At 61.7% G+C, this 15,915-nt stretch carries 15 protein-coding genes; 1 reads left to right on the forward strand and 14 read right to left on the reverse strand.

All coding sequences use genetic code 11. The features are described 5' to 3' along the window. Window positions 1-103 precede the first annotated feature (103 nt). The 9 genes from MHN28_RS04600 to cbiE all read right to left on the reverse strand — a co-directional run bounded on the left by MHN28_RS04600 (window position 104) and on the right by cbiE (window position 8,672). Window positions 104-1,288: a CaiB/BaiF CoA-transferase family protein gene (locus MHN28_RS04600; protein WP_239336461.1), complete on the reverse strand. Its 1,185-nt coding sequence runs from the start codon at window positions 1,286-1,288 to the stop codon at window positions 104-106. Next, window positions 1,275-2,894, reverse strand: coding sequence for a thiamine pyrophosphate-binding protein (locus tag MHN28_RS04605; RefSeq protein WP_239336464.1), 1,620 nt, complete (start codon window positions 2,892-2,894; stop codon window positions 1,275-1,277). Before MHN28_RS04605 ends, MHN28_RS04600 begins: the two co-directional genes overlap by 14 nt. A 79-nt stretch (window positions 2,895-2,973) precedes the next feature. Further along, entirely contained in the window at window positions 2,974-3,432 is a 459-nt protein-coding gene (locus MHN28_RS04610; RefSeq protein ID WP_239336467.1) for a DUF302 domain-containing protein, read from the reverse strand. A 114-nt stretch (window positions 3,433-3,546) separates the two neighbouring features. Continuing rightward, window positions 3,547-4,290 (reverse strand): precorrin-6A synthase (deacetylating), encoded by a 744-nt coding sequence (cobF, locus tag MHN28_RS04615; protein ID WP_239336848.1) that lies wholly within the window; start codon window positions 4,288-4,290, stop codon window positions 3,547-3,549. Then, complete coding sequence (cobA, locus tag MHN28_RS04620) at window positions 4,283-5,011, reverse strand: uroporphyrinogen-III C-methyltransferase (RefSeq protein WP_239336469.1); 729 nt, start codon at window positions 5,009-5,011, stop codon at window positions 4,283-4,285. The genes cobF and cobA overlap by 8 nt, the downstream gene beginning before the upstream one ends. Continuing rightward, window positions 5,008-6,330 (reverse strand): cobyrinate a,c-diamide synthase, encoded by a 1,323-nt coding sequence (locus MHN28_RS04625; protein WP_239336471.1) that lies wholly within the window; start codon window positions 6,328-6,330, stop codon window positions 5,008-5,010. The genes cobA and MHN28_RS04625 overlap by 4 nt, the downstream gene beginning before the upstream one ends. Continuing rightward, entirely contained in the window at window positions 6,317-7,111 is a 795-nt protein-coding gene (gene cobM / locus MHN28_RS04630; protein ID WP_239336474.1) for a precorrin-4 C(11)-methyltransferase, read from the reverse strand. The genes MHN28_RS04625 and cobM overlap by 14 nt, the downstream gene beginning before the upstream one ends. Further along, window positions 7,108-7,476 carry a cobalamin biosynthesis protein gene (locus MHN28_RS04635; protein WP_239336850.1) on the reverse strand — a complete coding sequence of 123 codons (369 nt, stop codon included), beginning with the start codon at window positions 7,474-7,476 and terminating at the stop codon, window positions 7,108-7,110. Before MHN28_RS04635 ends, cobM begins: the two co-directional genes overlap by 4 nt. Beyond that, the gene (gene cbiE / locus MHN28_RS04640; protein WP_239336477.1) at window positions 7,473-8,672 is read right to left on the reverse strand and encodes a precorrin-6y C5,15-methyltransferase (decarboxylating) subunit CbiE; all 1,200 of its coding nucleotides are present in this window, start codon (window positions 8,670-8,672) and stop codon (window positions 7,473-7,475) included. The genes MHN28_RS04635 and cbiE overlap by 4 nt, the downstream gene beginning before the upstream one ends. On the opposite strand from cbiE, the gene MHN28_RS04645 reads away from it, so the two are divergent. After that, entirely contained in the window at window positions 8,671-9,420 is a 750-nt protein-coding gene (locus MHN28_RS04645) for a cobalt-precorrin-6A reductase (RefSeq protein WP_239336480.1), read from the forward strand. The genes cbiE and MHN28_RS04645 overlap by 2 nt on opposite strands. Here MHN28_RS04645 and cobJ read toward each other — a convergent pair. Genes cobJ through cobN form a run of 5 tightly spaced genes read right to left on the reverse strand, consistent with a single transcriptional unit; the run spans window position 9,393 to window position 15,913 of the window. After that, on the reverse strand, window positions 9,393-10,145 hold the full coding sequence (cobJ, locus tag MHN28_RS04650; protein WP_239336484.1) for a precorrin-3B C(17)-methyltransferase: 753 nt from the start codon (window positions 10,143-10,145) through the stop codon (window positions 9,393-9,395). The two genes, MHN28_RS04645 and cobJ, sit on opposite strands and share 28 nt — an antisense overlap. Then, window positions 10,142-10,870, reverse strand: a complete 729-nt coding sequence (locus MHN28_RS04655; protein ID WP_239336487.1) for a precorrin-2 C(20)-methyltransferase — start codon at window positions 10,868-10,870, stop codon at window positions 10,142-10,144. The genes cobJ and MHN28_RS04655 overlap by 4 nt, the downstream gene beginning before the upstream one ends. After that, window positions 10,867-11,496: a precorrin-8X methylmutase gene (locus MHN28_RS04660; protein WP_239336493.1), complete on the reverse strand. Its 630-nt coding sequence runs from the start codon at window positions 11,494-11,496 to the stop codon at window positions 10,867-10,869. Before MHN28_RS04660 ends, MHN28_RS04655 begins: the two co-directional genes overlap by 4 nt. Beyond that, window positions 11,496-12,623 (reverse strand): cobalamin biosynthesis protein CobG, encoded by a 1,128-nt coding sequence (locus MHN28_RS04665; RefSeq protein WP_239336495.1) that lies wholly within the window; start codon window positions 12,621-12,623, stop codon window positions 11,496-11,498. The genes MHN28_RS04660 and MHN28_RS04665 overlap by 1 nt, the downstream gene beginning before the upstream one ends. Continuing rightward, entirely contained in the window at window positions 12,620-15,913 is a 3,294-nt protein-coding gene (cobN, locus tag MHN28_RS04670) for a cobaltochelatase subunit CobN (RefSeq protein WP_239336497.1), read from the reverse strand. Before cobN ends, MHN28_RS04665 begins: the two co-directional genes overlap by 4 nt. Window positions 15,914-15,915: the final 2 nt, after the last annotated feature.

Raw genomic sequence — 15,915 nt, forward strand, 5'->3', positions numbered from 1 at the left:
CTCTGCTCTCGAATTGGTGAAATGCCGTGTGGGCAAAAATTGAAAAAAACCGCCGATTCAAGGGCATGTTTCAGCAACATGCCGCCGAAACAGGCAGAGTGTTTCAATCGTCAAAGGGGTTTTCAGCGTTCAATACAGCTTGTGTATCTGCTCCGAAGACGGGCGGAGCTGCACGATATGTTACAGGCGTCCGTGACAGTTTCAGCGGATTTCCGATGAGTTGAACTTCGCCCGGGGCGGCCTGCATCGCGATCTGCATTTGACGGGCATCGACCTGATCGGTGGAGAAAACCTGATCCAATGTCTGCACTGGTCCGACGGGAACCTTACGGGCTTCAAGCTCGGCAATAACCGTCGCTGAAGCGTGTGATTTGACGGCCGGGCGCAGCACGGCGTTCAGCGCGTCACGATTTTCCAGTCGGGCAGGGTTGGTGGCAAATCGCGGATCACCCGCCAGATCGGCGTGGCCGATGAATTCACAGAAACGGCGGAACTGACTGTCATTGCCGACGGCCAGAATGACATGTCCGTCGGCCGTTTCGTAGACATCGTAGGGCACGATGTTTGGGTGTCCGTTGCCGCGCCGCTGCGGGACGTTGCCGGAGGTCAGGTAGTTTACCCCCTCGTTGATCAGCCATGCGATCTGCGCGTCTACCAGGGCCAGATCGATCTGCTGACCTTCGCCGGTCTGATCGCGATGGCGCAGGGCGGCCAAAATGCCGACGCTTGCGTACATCCCGCACATCACATCCGCGATACCCACACCTACCTTCATCGGCGAACCATCCGGATCACCGGTCAGGGACATGATCCCGCCATACCCCTGCGCCATCAGGTCGTAGCCGGGCTTGGACGAATTGGGCCCAGTCTGGCCGTAACCAGAGATAGAGCAGTAAACGAGGCTTGGAAATTCCTGCGACAGGCTCGCATAATCCAGGCCGTACTTCGCCAACCCACCGGGTTTGAAGTTTTCAATCAGAATGTCCGCATGCGAGGCCAAGCGTTTGATTTCAGACTGTCCTTCCGGCGTGGTGATATCGATTGCAACGGACTTCTTGTTGCGGTTGGCCGCCATGAAATACGCGCTCAGATCGGATCTGTTGCCTTCAGCGTCTTTTACATAAGGAGGGCCCCACTGGCGGGTATCATCGCCACCGGTCGCGGGGTTTTCGATCTTAATGATGCTAGCGCCCAGATCGCCCAACAACTGCGTGCAGGTCGGACCGGCCAGAATGCGGCTGAGGTCCAGTACTTTGACACCCTTCAGCGGTCCTTCAGATCCGGCCATCATAGCCTCCACGGTCGATTTCGGCGGCAATCACAGTGAATGTGCCAGCGTTCATGGCCTCATTCAGGGCCGCTCGCAGCTCCTCGCGGTTACGGACCGTGTGCCCGTTGCCGCCAAAGGCACGCCCCATGGCTGCAAAGTCATGACGGTCGAAGTCTACGCCCATATTACCCATCTGGCGTTGACGTTGTTTCAGCTCAATCAGCGCAAGGCTGGCATCGACAAAGACCAGAAAGATCGGGTTTCCGCCCATCTCGGCTGCGGTTGACAACTCTCCGGCGACCATCAGGAATCCTGCATCGCCCGAGAAGCTGATGACCGGACGGTCCCGTTCAGCCAGCTTCAGGCCAATTGCCATCGGTACGGCGCAGCCCATTGTGCAAAGGGCCGAGGACTGGATCAGCCCGCGTTCCTCGGAACATTCCCACATCTGGCTCAGCAGGATGCGATGCGCGCCGCTGTCGGCGGTGGCCAGCGTTTCAGCGGGCAGGGTGGCGCGGGTTTCGGCAATGATAGCGGCGGGCCCCCATTCATCGTTGGTCGGGAAGGCCTGCGCCAGCGCGGCTTTGGCTTGCGCGGGTTCGCCGCCCGGCCATGTCTCACGCGCGGGGTTGCCCTTGGCGATGGCTTCCAAAGTAGGACCCGTGTTCGCAACCATATTCAGCCCGGCCTGATGCATGTAATGGTCATTGACCACGGCCGAGATATCGATGACGCGCTTTTCCTCGGGGTCCCAGATCTCGCGCCATCCGGGGCGCATTTCGATGGGGTCATATCCCAGGCACAGAACCAGATCGGCCTGTTCTACCAATGGCAGCAGGTGCTTGTCGGCCAGAGGCGACAATCCGGCTCCGCCAAGGCACAGCGGATGATCTTCAGGAATAACGCCCTTTGACTTGTAGGTTGTGACGAAGGGGATGCCGAAGTGTTCCAGAAACGCCTGAACTATGTTGCGCGATCCGTCATACAGAACATCCAGCCCGACAATCGCGATAGGCCGCTCAGCGTCGGCGACCCAGCGGCGGGCTTTCTCGACGCAATTGCCTTCGGGGGCGACGGCAGCAATCGGAGATCTACGCCGCGTTTTGACGCCGGATACGCGCGTATCCGCAACAGAAATAGGAACGTCGATATGCACCGGGCCAGGGCGCGGTTGATTGGCCAGCGAGACGGCTTTGTCCGCGATGACATCCGCCCCCTGCGCGGTCAGCATGAACGTACCTTTGGTGATCGACCGATAGACTTGCGCGTGGTCCATCACCTGATGCGTATAGGTCAGCGCCTCATCGGCATCGACGCAGCCCGTCAGCACGATCATCGGCACACGGTCCTGCAACGCGTTGGCGACCACGTTGATCCCGTTCATCGCACCAGGGCCCAGCGTGGCAACCAGAATGGCAGGCGCTCCATCACGATGATGCACTGCCTCAGCCATGAAACCGGCAGCGTTTTCATGCTTGGCGAGATGAAAAGTAATCCCAGCCTGCTCCAGTGCATCCACCAGCGTCAGAACCTCGCCGCCTGGCATGCCAAAGGCGTGGCGGCATCCGGCCTCATACAATCTTTGCGCCAAAAGGTCCGCGGCGCGGGGCGAGACGTCCTGCATCAGTTATGCTCCGAAGTAATCACAACTCTGCAGATTGCGGAGGACGCGTCCGGACGCAAGCAGGTTCACGTCAGTGTGACTATTTGACGGCGGTTTCCGCCACTGCCTGAAACTTTGTGTCAAGTTCCTGGGCAATATCACGCAGTGGCTCACCGCCTTCGTACACATAGGGCGCGAAAACATAGCTGGGGGTTTTGTAGGACAGTGTGGCTGTTCCATCGTCGTTTTCGGTCACATAAAACCGGATTGGTGCTTCGATCATCGCGCTGACTGACGTTTCCAGAACGCGCACGGCGTAGTCGTTGTTGAAGGCTCCGATCACCAGATTTCCCGGAATGATGATGCCACGTGCTGCGGCGGCCTTGGTCGGTCCGGCCTGAGTGACCACGATCAGGCCGTTTTCTTTTACGGCTGACTTCGTGTCAGCGACCAACTCATCATAGCTTTTGTCCGTCGGATGAACGGCCCAACCCGAAAGCGGTTCTTGCGCAAGGGCGGGCAGGGCCAGCAAACACAATACGGTCGAAATGGCCTTCATCGCACGCTCCTGATCATAAGGGATGAGTGGTTGATGCCAGAAACCGGAGTGCAGCGCACTCACAATCGCGTGGGCCTTCAGGGCTGAAACCGCTGGGGAAAAGCGACGATTGGATCAGTTTGTGCGCTTTTTCAGCAAATAAATATCCATGATCCAGCCGTGATCCGCCCGCGCCTGCGCCCGCGTTTCCAGGATCTGGTCAGCCACATCGGTCAGAGAGCCTTTGATCAGGATCTCTTCCTTCATCCCAACATAGGCGCCCCACCAGATGTCGTAATCCGCCATCTCAAGGCTTTGAAAGGAACACTCGCCATCCAGCATTACCGCGACTTTTGACACGCCTTTTGGCCAGCCTTCATCGCGAATTCGCCGACCGGTCGTGACCACGTAAGGCGCGCCAAGATCATTGATCGGTATCGCATGCGCCGCCGTCAGTGCCTGCAGGGCGGTAATGCCGGGAATCACTCGGGTGGCTGGTTGTGGGTCCAGCCGCGACGCGATCCGCAGAGAGCTGTCATATAGGGACGGATCACCCCAGATCAGCAGAGCAAACTGGCGCGCATCAGGGTGGGCCGAGATCGCCTCGTGCCAACGCACGGCAATCGCGTCATGCCATTCGTCAACGCCCCGCAGGTACCCATCGTCAGCGCGCCGCTTGGGAATATCGAAATATGCGATCTTTGGCGGTGTGTCGGTGACCTGCGTGATGATCTCTTCGCGCAACCCGGCCAGATCGGCCTTGTTCTCACCCTTTCGCGGGATCAGGATCACGTCCGCATTCCGAATGGCCTGCGCACCTTGAAACGTCACATGGTCCGGGTTGCCGGTGCCAATACCGATCAGCGTCAGGTCATACATCATCGAACTCTGCCAGTGGCCCATAGAGGATCAGCGCCGGGGCCGTTCCGATTTCATCTGCCAGCTTCTCAGCCAGCCCGCCAACTGTGGATCGCTGCAAAGACTGATCCGGCGTCGAGACGGACTCGGCCATCAGTGCCGGTGTGTCCAAAGGCAGACCGTGTTCGTGCAAGGTGCTGGCCAATAGGGGGAATGTGCGTTTGCCCATGAAGACAACGGTTGTGGCATCCGGATCGGAGAGGGCAGCCAGATTCAGATCGTCGGGCAGCTTGCCGCTGACGTCGTGGCCTGTGACGAACTGCACGCGTCTTGCCGTCAGGCGCCGGGTTAGCGGAATGCCCGCCGCTGCGGCAGCTGCCACGGCCGAAGGGATCCCCGGGATGATCTCGTACTCGATTCCAGCCTCGCGCAGCGCCACCAGCTCTTCTTCCAGCCGTCCGAACAGCCCGCCGTCACCGGATTTCAAACGCACCACGCGGGCGCCGGTCTTGGCATAATCCACCAGCAATCGGCTCACGTGGTCCTGCTTGGGCGACGGGCGCCCGGCGCGTTTTCCAACGCCCACCAGATCGGCGTCCTCATGAGCATGGCTCAGGATCGGTCCGCTGCTGAGGTCGTCAAACAGCACAGCATCCGCCTTTTGCATCCGGTCAACAGCCTTGAGCGTCAGCAGTTCCGGATCACCCGGTCCAGATCCAATGAACGAAACAAAACCGCTCATGCCTGTGCCTCTGCGATCAGGTGAAAGAATGTTCCGGTTACATTGCCACGTACCGAACCTGTTTGTGGGCCTTCAACGCCTTCGGCATCAAATACACGGGCCAAAGGCGCATCCGGTTGTTCCACGATGGACGAATAGTGGAACTCGTGACCGCGCAATGTCATGTCAGTTGCGTAACCCGGCATGGGGGCCAGCAATTGCGCCTTTCGATACCCGAGGTTGAACTTGCGCTTTTCGTAGGACGTCACAAGCCCAAGCAGGCCCGCCATCTGATGCCGGACACCTTCCTTGTCGATCAGTGCCTCACCCAGCGCCATATATCCTCCGCACTCGCCATGTACGGGTTTTGTCTCCGCGTGCTTGCGCAGGCCGGTCAGGAAGGTATTGGCGGCAGCCAGAGTGCCAGCGTGCAGTTCGGGATAACCGCCCGGCAACCAAACAAGATCGGCATCTGCTGCTGGGGCTTCATCGGCCAGTGGTGAAAACGGCAAGATTGCCGCCCCAGCCGCATGCCAGCCCTCCAGCAAATGCGGATAGGTGAACGAAAAAGCGGCGTCCCGGGCCAGTGAGATCCGCTGGGCCGGAGGCCGCGGCAGCGCGGCTGACGATGGCTCCTTGGGGCCTGAGGAAGCCGCTGCCTTGATTGCGTCAAGATCCACATGCTCGCGCAGGAACGCGGCATATCCGGCAATCGCGCTTTCCAGATCGGGGTGCTCGACTGCTTGAATCAGGCCAAGATGCCGCTCGGGCAGGGTCAAATCTCCGCGCCGGGGCAACACGCCCAGAACGGGGAGGCCCGCGCGCTCCATCCCCAATCGGGTCAGGCGCTCGTGACGGGGGCTGGCACAACGGTTCAGGATCACCCCTGCAAAGGGCAGGTCGGGATTGTACATCCGGAACCCCAGTGCCGTCGCCGCCGCAGATTGCGCCTGACCGCCGACATCCAGCACCAGAACCACCGGCCAGCCCATGCGCTGGGCGGTTTCGGCGCTGGACCCATGGCCCAGTTCCCCCGGCTTGGCCACGCCGTCAAACAACCCCATCGAGCCTTCGGCCACCACAATGTCTGCGCCCTCAGCTTGCGAAGAAATCGCACCCAGCAAGGGTTCGGCCATTGCCCAGCTGTCCAGATTGAACGACGCCCGCCCGGCGGCGGCCCGATGAAAGGCCGGGTCGATATAGTCCGGTCCGCTTTTGAACGGTTGCACCTTAAGGCCGTCCTCGGCCAGTGCGCGCAGCAGGCCCAGCATCACGGTGGTTTTGCCGGTACCGGAGGACGGCGCAGAGATCAGAATTCCTGGTGGGTTAGTCATCCCCATGGCTCCAGCTTGACCATGGGCTCTCAGCACTTTGCGGGCGATAGCGGCGGTCGTAGTCTTTTGAATAGAGGCAGCTTTCGTCAAAGCCTTCTCCGGCAAGTGCGGGACCAACCATGATCAGGGCAGTGCGCGAGATGCTTTCGTCCAGCGCCTCTTTCAGAGTTGCCAGAGTGGCGCGAATGATCCGCTCGTCCGGCCAACTGGCGCGATACACCACGGCCACCGGGCATTCTGCACCATAGGCCGGGGTCAGATCGGTGATCACTTTGTCCAGATTGCCGATCGACAGGTGGATGGCCAGAGTCGCCCCGGTGCGGGCAAAATTCTCAAGCGTCTCACCTTCGGGCATCGATGACGCACGACCGGGTGTGCGGGTCAAAACCACAGATTGCGCCAGACCGGGCAGGGTCAGTTCCGTCCCAAGCGAGGCAGCGGCGGCGGCAAACGAGGGCACGCCGGGTGTCACACTGACCGGGATCCCCATTTCTTTCAGTCGCCGGATCTGCTCGCCCATCGCGGACCAGACCGAAAGGTCACCGGAATGCAGACGCGCCACGTCTTGGCCCGCCTTATGGGCAGCTTCAATCTCGGCCATGATCTGATCCAGATCCATCGGCGCGGTGTTCACGATCTTTGCGCCTTCGGGGCAATGACCCAGAATCTCTTCCGGTACCAGCGATCCGGCGTAGAGGCATACCGGGCAGGACGCGATGATGTCGCGTCCGCGCAGGGTCAGCAGGTCGGCGGCACCTGGTCCGGCGCCTATGAAATGAACGGTCATATCTGTCCTCCGATGGCGACGGCGCAGGTTGCAAGCCGGTCGTCCGAGATCTGTCTGGGAGAGGTCAGCCGCGCGCCGGGACCGGCGGCGGCAAGGGCGGATGCTTCGGCCACGCTGCCAGTGCCATATGTGGCGCGGCTGCGATTCGAGCAGGTGAGTGTGCGCTGTCCGGCAAGATCGGCAGGCGCGATGAAATGCAAGGGCAGGGCGGCGGTCAGGGCAAATTCGGCAAGTGCCGCGTGGCCTTCCTTGTCTGCGACCGTGGCTAGCGCGTCCACATTTTGACCGACGCTGGCCTGTTCAAACGCCGCACGCAGGCTGTCGACGGTAGCTGTCGACGAGAAACCAAGCCCCGCCACGATCATATGGTCACGCTCCACTGCACTACCGGATAGGCTGATTTCCAGCCACGCCGTGGACCCAATGCCGAGGCTTGCGCCAGCTCGATACGCAAAAGTTCTCCGCCCAGCTTGTCATGCCATTGCGCCAGCAAGGCCTCGCTTTCCAACGTCACGGCGTTGGCAACGAGACGTGTACCAGTGGGCAGAGACGTTTGCAGCCATTCCAGTAAGTCAACGCTCAGACCGCCCCCGATAAAGACCACATCCGGCAGCGGAAGGCCGTCCAGCGCGTCCGGAGCGGTGCCGTGCACCACGCTCAGCCGATCCTGCCCCAACGCATCCGCGTTGCGACGGATGCGTTCAGCACGGTCTGTAAGGGGCTCGATCGTAGTTGCGGTCAGGGTCGGGTCGCACATCAGCCATTCGATGCTGATCGAGCCGGTCCCACCGCCGATGTCCCACAGGTGTTCCCCGCGCTTGGGGGCCAGCGCCGACAGGGTCAGTGCGCGCACCGGGCGCTTGGTGATCTGTCCGTCGGTTTCGAATATCTCGTCTGGCTTGCCGGATGCTTTTGGCAGAGCCTGACCTTCGCCCGCAACCTCAAGCCCGACGCAGACCGGGTGGTCGAACCCGCCCAGCAATGCCTCGGTCAGGGTCACACTGCGCGACCGCTCGCGCGGACCGCCTAGCGCTTCCATGACGTGCAATTGCGTATCGGCAAAGCCGGTTTCGTTGAGGTACGTTGCAAGCTCAGCCACTGCGGCCCCGTTCCGAAGTAGCAGAATGGCGCGCAATCCCGGTGCAAGGTGCGGCCGCAGTCGCGTAAGCGGTGCTGCGTGCAGGCCAAATGTCTGCGTGCTTTCCAGCGGCCAGCCGAGACGGGCGGCTGCCAGCGAAAAGGTGGATTGACCGGGCAGGGCAACCCACTCTCCGACGTCGAAATTGCGGGCGATGACTGATCCCGCACCGAACCAGAACGGATCGCCTGAGGCGAGAACAACCGTCGGCCGCCCCCGAAATCCGGTCAGAATCGGCAGCCCGTCGGCAAAGGGCACCGGCCATTCAACACGCTGGGCACCTGCGTCTGGGATCAGAGACAGGTGGCGCTGCGGACCCATGATAATTTCGGCGCGCTCCAGCACTTGACGGCTTGCGGGCGGCAGTCCATCCAGTCCATCTTCGCCCAAGCCCAAAACGCTTAGCCACGGAGCCTCATGCATGACTCACCTCCTGATTCTTGGCGGCACGACCGAGGCCAATGCGCTGGCCAAAGATGTGGCCGAGCAGGGCATTCCGGCAACGTACTCTTACGCGGGACGCGTGGACAGCCCGCGCCCTCAGCCGCTGCCGGTGCGCGTTGGCGGGTTTGGTGGAGCTGATGGGCTGGCGGGTTACATTCGGGATCACTCGGTCACCCACGTCGTCGACGCGACGCATCCATTCGCGGCCCAGATGAGCAGCAATGCGGTTGCGGCATGCGACGAAACCAATGTGCCGCTGGCCGCGCTGACCAGACCGGCTTGGTCCGTTCAGCACGGCGACCGGTGGGACCATGTCCCCGACATAAATAGCGCAGTCGCGGCCCTTGCAGGGCCAGCTCAGCGCGTTTTTCTGGCTGTGGGGCGAATGCATCTGGATGATTTCGCTGCCCAGCCCCAACATCATTATCTGCTCCGCCTGGTGGATGAGCCGGACGCACTGCCCTTGCCGCATTGCGATGTGGTGGTGTCGCGTGGGCCGTTTACCGAAGCGGATGACCGGGTTCTGATGCAACGCCACGGTATCGAACTGGTTGTGTCCAAAAACGCGGGCGGCACCGGAGCACGCGCCAAGCTGGACGCCGCGCGGGCGTTGGGCTTGCCGGTGCTGATGATCGACCGTCCGGCCCTTCCGCAAAGGACTGAACTGTCGAGCGTGACGCAGGTTTTGGACTGGCTGGCTCATTCCGGTGTGAACCTCGGGGTGTAAACGATCGGAGCGCTGTCTCGTTCTATCACGCGGGTCAGAGATGAGCCTACAATGACCACCGTCTGCATGTCTGCCATGTCCGGTGTTGCCTCTGCGAGGGTCGAGATACGGATCGCCTGATCCGGACGTGACACCGCGCGGGCGAACAGGATCAGACGCCCGGGCTCGCATTCTTCGCGCAGGATTTCCAGCGTTTTGACAAAGCCTTCGGGGCGGGACTTTGATCGCGGATTGTAGAATGCCATGGCAAAATCGCCTTGCGCCGCCAGACGCAGTCGCTTTTCGATCAGGGCCCACGGTTTGAGATTGTCGCTGAGGTTGATCGCGCAGAAATCATGCCCCAACGGAGCACCGGCGCGCGCCGAAGCCGCAAGCATCGCGGTAATCCCCGGCAGGACGTCGATCGGAACATCGCGCCATTCAACCGGCCCGTTTTCCAGAGCTTCGAACACTGCAGCCGCCATGGCGAATACACCCGGATCGCCAGAGGACACCACGACCACACGTTTCCCTTCGGCGGCCATCTGCAAAGCGTGTTGCGAGCGGTCGATCTCAACCCGGTTGTCACTGGCGTGCAGCGTCAGGCCGGGGCGTTCCGCCACGCGCGCGACGTAGGGAATATAGCCGACCACATCCGTGGCCTCAGCCAACGCGGCCGAAACTTCGGGCGTCACCAAGTCTTCGTTGCCCGGCCCAAGGCCAGCGATCTTGATCCAACCGCTCATGGCCGCCGCCCTTGACCATGCACGATGATGATCGAGAAATAAGGGGTAACTTTTTCACAAGCCTCGGACAGTTTCGTTACCGTCTGGTTCGGCATTTGTGCAAATTCAACAATCCATGCGCGATCGTACAGGCCAGCGGTTTTCAGCGCCCGCTTCACCTTGTCGATGTTACGCCCGATCTTCATGACCACCAGCGCGTCAGTCTGCGCCATGCGCCGTGCCAAATCGTCCTCGGGTAGGGTGCCGACCAAAACGGTCAGAACATCGTCTCCCCAGGTGATCGGGTCTCCGGTCGCTGTCCAAGCACCGGACATGCCGGTGATGGCGGGAACGACTTCGACTTCAGCTTGATCGCGCAATCGGCTGTAAAGATGCATGAAAGACCCGTAGAAGAACGGATCGCCTTCGCACAGGACCACAACCTCTTCGCCCTGATCCGACAGCGATTTCAGATGTGCTGCGCATTCCTCGTAGAACGCTGACAGCAACTCGTTGTAGCGCGGGTCGGTCAGTGGGATTTCGGTGGTCACGGGGTATTCCATCGGGAACTCCACTGCATCTCCCGGAATCATGCCGTTGACGATTTTACGCGCCTGACCGCTGCGGCCCGGTTTGCGGAAAAACGCCACGTGACGCGCGTTTCGCAGCAGCCGGTCGGCCCGAACGCTCATCAAGTCCGGATCACCGGGGCCGAGGCCCAACCCGTATATCTTGCCCGCGCTCATTCCGCGCGGCTCGCGATGGCGTTGATGGCGGCGACAGTAATGGCGCTTCCGCCCAGACGACCTTTGACGATGCACGAAGGCACGGGTTGTGCTTCCCACAGTGCGTCTTTGGACTCTACCGCGCCGACAAATCCAACCGGGCAGCCAATGATGGCGGCGGGGCGTGGGCAGTCGGGGTCTTCAAGCATGTTCAGCAGGTGGAACAGGGCGGTCGGCGCGTTGCCAATGGCCACCACTGCCCCCTCCAGCTGGGGACGCCACAGCTCCAGCGCAGCGGCCGAACGGGTATTGCTCATTTCAGCGGCCAGAGGACGAACCCGCTCGTCATGCAGAGTGCAGATCACCTCGTTATCGGCGGGCAGGCGGAACCGGGTCACGCCTTCGCTGACCATACGCGCGTCGCATAAGATCGGCGCGCCGTTTTCCAGTGCCGCTCGGGCAGCCGTCACAAAGCCTGGCGAGAAATGCACGAACTCTTCCAGACCGACCATCCCGGCGGCGTGGATCATGCGCACTGCGACCTGTTCTTCGTCGGCGTCAAAACGGGCCAGATCAGCCTCGGACCGGATCGTGGCAAAGCTCTGTTTATAGATCGCTGCGCCATCGGTTTCGTATTCATAGGGCATCAGGTCAGGTCCATAGTCTTAAGTGTTTCGGGGCTTAGCCCACGCTGGAATGGCTCATCCCCTGCGCGGCCGTTTTTGACAAGATCAAATCGTCCGTGATTGCCGACCAGAGTGACATTTGCTGTGCCCATGCGGGCACATCCTTTGGAGCAACCCGAGACGTGCAGACTGCCTGCGACCCGAGCGGCCAATGCACGCGCAATAGTGCGGGTTTCCACCTGGGCCTGCGGGCAGAACGGTGCGCCGGGGCAGGCGTCGGTCGTCATCAGCGGGTCGGTGCCATTTGTGACAAAGTCTGGGGCAGGTATCGCCGCCCCGCCTTCCAGCAGGATCAGCCGCCACGGCGTGACCCGCAAGGCAGAGGCGCCGCTGTCTTCAATCAGGTCATGCAACTTTCGTGCCGGCAATTGCCCGAACGCGGCACCATATAAGGCACCTAGCGGGCAAAAAGACGGCTGCAGCGGGCCTGCTGTCGGCCCGGGTGCCTTGCCTTGCCATGCCGCCGGCAGGCCCGTGGCGGCAACAAGGCGCGCCATACGACGGGTGTCAGAGGTGTGATGTTCGGCAAACCACCGTGCCAATTCGATCAGTTGATTGACGGCTTCGGCTTCTTTGACAGCTCGACCTGTCGGCGCGCCGTCGGCTCGCAGCACCAGCCCGTCCACACCGGTTTCCAGCCGGATATCGGCCGAGTCGTCTGACAGCAGCCGCGCCGGGCCGGTGTCGATCGCGAAACCGAACTTGGCCGGCAGTGCAGGCAGTTCGCCCAAACGATCGATTAACTCCTGCGTCAGTCGCGCGGTCAGATCGCCCAATTGATACAGTGGCGAAACAAGGATGTTGCGGCGCACTTCAATTCCCGGCTCAGCGTCCAACAGATTGAGCGAAGCCAACTTCTTGAGCAATGGTTGGTGATCGTCTTCCTTGACCCCGCGCAACTGAAGGTTAGCCCGGTTGGTCAGGTCGATCGTGCCGTTGCCAAATCGCTCAGCCAGGTCACACAGGCCAAGCGCCTGCGCGGCGCTGAGACGGGCCAGCCGTGGCCGCACGCGCACGACAAGCCCATCGCCCGACATCATCGGTCGATGGGCACCCGGACACCAACCCTGGACAATGGGCGCACTCATCCCAGCCCCTCCAAATCGGCTCGGATCGAGTTGCGGCGTGTGTTCCATAGACCTGCCTCCAACAAGGCGCGGAACCGGTCCTGCATGGCCTGATGCGCCTGAGGGTTGGCCTCTTGCAGGAAGGCGTCGACCTCGGCGTCGCCGAGAGTGGCGTCGTGGTACAGGTCGAACAGATGCGGCGCGACCGTGCCGGACAGATGTGCAAACGAGGCCATGTGATCCAGTGTTGCCGCGATCTCGGCCGCACCCCGGAATCCGTGCCTTTGCATTCCTGCGATCCAGCCCGGATTGGCTGCACGGGCATGTACGACGCGACTGATTTCCTCGGGCAGGGTTCGGGCGCGCGGGTTTTCGGGGTTGGTATTGTCCAGGTGATACAGCTGCGCGGTACCACCAGTGATCTTCTTGGCGGCCGCAAATCCGGCCTCATGGGTGGCATAGTCGTTGGCCAGCAGAAGGTCGGTTTCAGTCAGGTCCTGCAGATGGACAAAGCTGTCCGCGTTGGCGACGCGTTGACTGATGCCGTCGACGTCCTGCGCGATATGCACACCTTCCAGCGCGAATGAGCTGGCGTCCAGCCAGGCCTGCCCGGCCTGTTCGCGCGCCTCGTCGGTGTAGGTTTCGGACAGATGAGTCATGTTCAGGCCATAGCTACCCGGCGCCGGGCCATAGACGCGAGCTGCCGGAACCTGCCCCGCATAGGGGTTCCAATCAGTCGCCTCATCACGTTCGCACAAGGCGCGAACCGCCTGACCATAAAGCGCCGAGAGCGTCGGAAACACGTCCCGGAACAGGCCCGAGACACGCAGCGTGACATCCAGACGTGGGCGGCTGAGGTCAGTGATCGGCAGCACTTCAATGCCGGACACCCGCTCGGACCCCTTGTCCCAGACCGGTTTCACACCCAGCAGGTGCAAGGCCATGGCGAATTCCTCGCCGGCTGTGCGCATTGTGGCAGAGCCCCAGAGGTCAACGATCAAACCCTTTGGATAGTCGCCTTCCTCTTGCAGGTGCCGCCGCACCAGTTCCTCGGCCAGTTTCACGCCCTGTGTGTAGGCCGCGCGAGTGGGCACTGAACGTGGATCGGTGGTGTAGAGGTTCCTCCCGGTTGGCAGCACGTCCGAACGGCCGCGATAGGGTGAGCCGGACGGCCCGGCCTCGATCCGTTTTCCGGCCAACGCGTCAATTAGGGCACTCCGCTCGGCATTGGCCGAGGGTGCGGGATCGAAATTGCCTGTCACCTCGGGTATGCGGCCAAAGATGTGCAGCCCGTCACCGAACTGGCTTTCCTTGATGTCACAGACAAAACGGTCGATGCGGGTGATCGCCTCGGCGGTGCAGGTCGCCTGATCGAGGCCCAGATCGCTTTCCAGCCCGATGGCATGCGCCTCGTCCCGGATATCCTCTTGCAGTCGGTCGCGGCGCTTAGGGTCCAGCCCGTCGGCGTTCGAGAACTCATCCAGCAGCGATTCCAACCGAACCATCCGATCCGGCGTGCCGCTTTCCTTCATTGGGGGCGGGATATGGCCCAGCGTGACGGCTCCGATCCGGCGCTTGGCCTGCGCGGCCTCGCCGGGGTCGTTGACGATGAATGGGTAGATAACCGGAAGATCGCGGATCAGAACCTCGGGCCAGCATTTGTCGGACAGGGCGACCGATTTGCCCGGCAGCCATTCCAGCGTGCCATGGGCGCCGATATGGATCAGCGCATCGGCACCAAGGCTTTTGCGCAGCCACAGATAAAACGCGACATAGCTGTGCCGCGGCGTGCGCGACAAGTCATGATAATCGTCATCGCGCAATTCAGGCGTGCCGCGTTCAGGCTGCAGCGCGACCAGCGCTTTGCCCCGGTGCAGAGCCGTGAACTGAAACGCGCCATCGGTGAAGGCTGGATCATCCTCGGGGTTCCCCCAGACGGTGTTCAGATCTGAACGCAATTGCTCTGGCAAATCGGCAAGTGTGGTGAGGTAATCCTGCAGCGGCCACGAAATTCGGGCGTCCAGCAAAACATCTGCAATCGGCTCTGCCGGTGCAGTGTCATAGCCCTCGTCCTGCAGATCGGCCAGCATCGCTTCGGCCGAAGCAAGTGCATCGAGGCCCACCGCATGGGCCATCTGCCAATCCTTGCCGGGATAGGTGGACAGCACCAAAGCAGGCACCTGATCCTCTTTAGGTCGGTCATTCAGGTTCAGCCAACCAGTTACACGGTCGATGATCGCTTCGATCCGTTCAGGTTCGGCCCGGTGGGCGAAGCGGGAATACTCAAGGTGCGGGTCGCGTTTGCCGGGCTCTTTGAAGGAGGCAATACCGGCCGAGATACGCCCATCCACTTCGGGCAGCACCACATGCATGGCAAGGTCGGCGGGGGACAGCCCTCGCTCCGCCTCGGCCCATGCTTTGCGGCGCGAGGTCGCCAGGGCGACCTGAAACACCGGCACATCTGCTGCATCCAAGGGGGATGTCCCCGACGCGCCTTTGCCCGAGAAGGAAGTGGCGTTGATGATCGCGGATGGGCTCAGGGCATCAACCTGTTCGCGCAACCAGTCGGCCGCAGCGGGGGCTTTCAGCGACGGCGCGAACAGCCCAACCGCGTCCAGGCCACGGTCTCGTAAGCTGCGGATCAAAGTTGCGACCGGAGCGGTGTCCGCCGCGGTCAGATAGGCCCGATAGAAGCTCACAAGGATGCGCTTCGTATCGCCCGAGAACGCCTTGTCCACGGGGATAACGCCGCGATCCGGACACCATGCACCGCATTCCGGCAGGGTCTTGGCTCCCATCACCGGCCCGGCATAAAGCCCCGCCGCCAGCGCCATTTGCGCCAAAGCAGCCTGTGCCGCGACTTCACCGCCAGTGTCACAAAGATGCGCCAGCCGCCGCAGGGTCGAGACGGGCAGGGTTGAGTAGTCGTCCAGCCGCGTATCCTCGCGCCCGTCGGCGGGCAGAACGGCCAATGCAATGCCCTTGGCCTGCGCCAGCGCCAAAACCTGCTGCAGGCCGTAGGACCAGTAGGGTACGCCGCCGATCAAGCGAATCAGAATACCCTTGGCCCCCTCAAGCGTCTGCTCGACATAGGTGTCGACGGAAAGCGGGTGCTTCAACGCCGTCAGATTGGCCAGCCGCATCGTTGGCATACGCCCTTCGGCCCCGCCACCGCGATGCCAGCCTGCCGCGAAAGCGCCAAGGTCGCTGTCCGAGAAGGACAGCACCACCAGATCCGCCGGGCTCTGGCCCAGATCGGTCGGGGTTTCGGTTTCTTCTAACCCGTGGCTTTCGCGGAAGACGACGTGCATGG

This window comes from Ruegeria sp. Ofav3-42, assembly GCF_022347725.1.
Lineage (GTDB): Bacteria > Pseudomonadota > Alphaproteobacteria > Rhodobacterales > Rhodobacteraceae > Ruegeria.

Bases quoted from the DNA above. Each gene is read 5' to 3' on its own strand.
- MHN28_RS04600 (WP_239336461.1), bottom strand. From the start codon at position 1,288: ATGGCCGGATCTGAAGGACCGCTGAAGGGTGTCAAAGTACTGGACCTC.
- MHN28_RS04605 (WP_239336464.1), bottom strand. From the start codon at position 2,894: ATGCAGGACGTCTCGCCCCGCGCCGCGGACCTTTTGGCGCAAAGATTG.
- MHN28_RS04610 (WP_239336467.1), bottom strand. From the start codon at position 3,432: ATGAAGGCCATTTCGACCGTATTGTGTTTGCTGGCCCTGCCCGCCCTT.
- cobF (WP_239336848.1), bottom strand. From the start codon at position 4,290: ATGTATGACCTGACGCTGATCGGTATTGGCACCGGCAACCCGGACCAT.
- cobA (WP_239336469.1), bottom strand. From the start codon at position 5,011: ATGAGCGGTTTTGTTTCGTTCATTGGATCTGGACCGGGTGATCCGGAA.
- MHN28_RS04625 (WP_239336471.1), bottom strand. From the start codon at position 6,330: ATGGGGATGACTAACCCACCAGGAATTCTGATCTCTGCGCCGTCCTCC.
- cobM (WP_239336474.1), bottom strand. From the start codon at position 7,111: ATGACCGTTCATTTCATAGGCGCCGGACCAGGTGCCGCCGACCTGCTG.
- MHN28_RS04635 (WP_239336850.1), bottom strand. From the start codon at position 7,476: ATGATCGTGGCGGGGCTTGGTTTCTCGTCGACAGCTACCGTCGACAGC.
- MHN28_RS04645 (WP_239336480.1), top strand. From the start codon at position 8,671: ATGACTCACCTCCTGATTCTTGGCGGCACGACCGAGGCCAATGCGCTG.
- cbiE (WP_239336477.1), bottom strand. From the start codon at position 8,672: ATGCATGAGGCTCCGTGGCTAAGCGTTTTGGGCTTGGGCGAAGATGGA.
- cobJ (WP_239336484.1), bottom strand. From the start codon at position 10,145: ATGAGCGGTTGGATCAAGATCGCTGGCCTTGGGCCGGGCAACGAAGAC.
- MHN28_RS04655 (WP_239336487.1), bottom strand. From the start codon at position 10,870: ATGAGCGCGGGCAAGATATACGGGTTGGGCCTCGGCCCCGGTGATCCG.
- MHN28_RS04660 (WP_239336493.1), bottom strand. From the start codon at position 11,496: ATGCCCTATGAATACGAAACCGATGGCGCAGCGATCTATAAACAGAGC.
- MHN28_RS04665 (WP_239336495.1), bottom strand. From the start codon at position 12,623: ATGAGTGCGCCCATTGTCCAGGGTTGGTGTCCGGGTGCCCATCGACCG.
- cobN (WP_239336497.1), bottom strand. From the start codon at position 15,913: ATGCACGTCGTCTTCCGCGAAAGCCACGGGTTAGAAGAAACCGAAACC.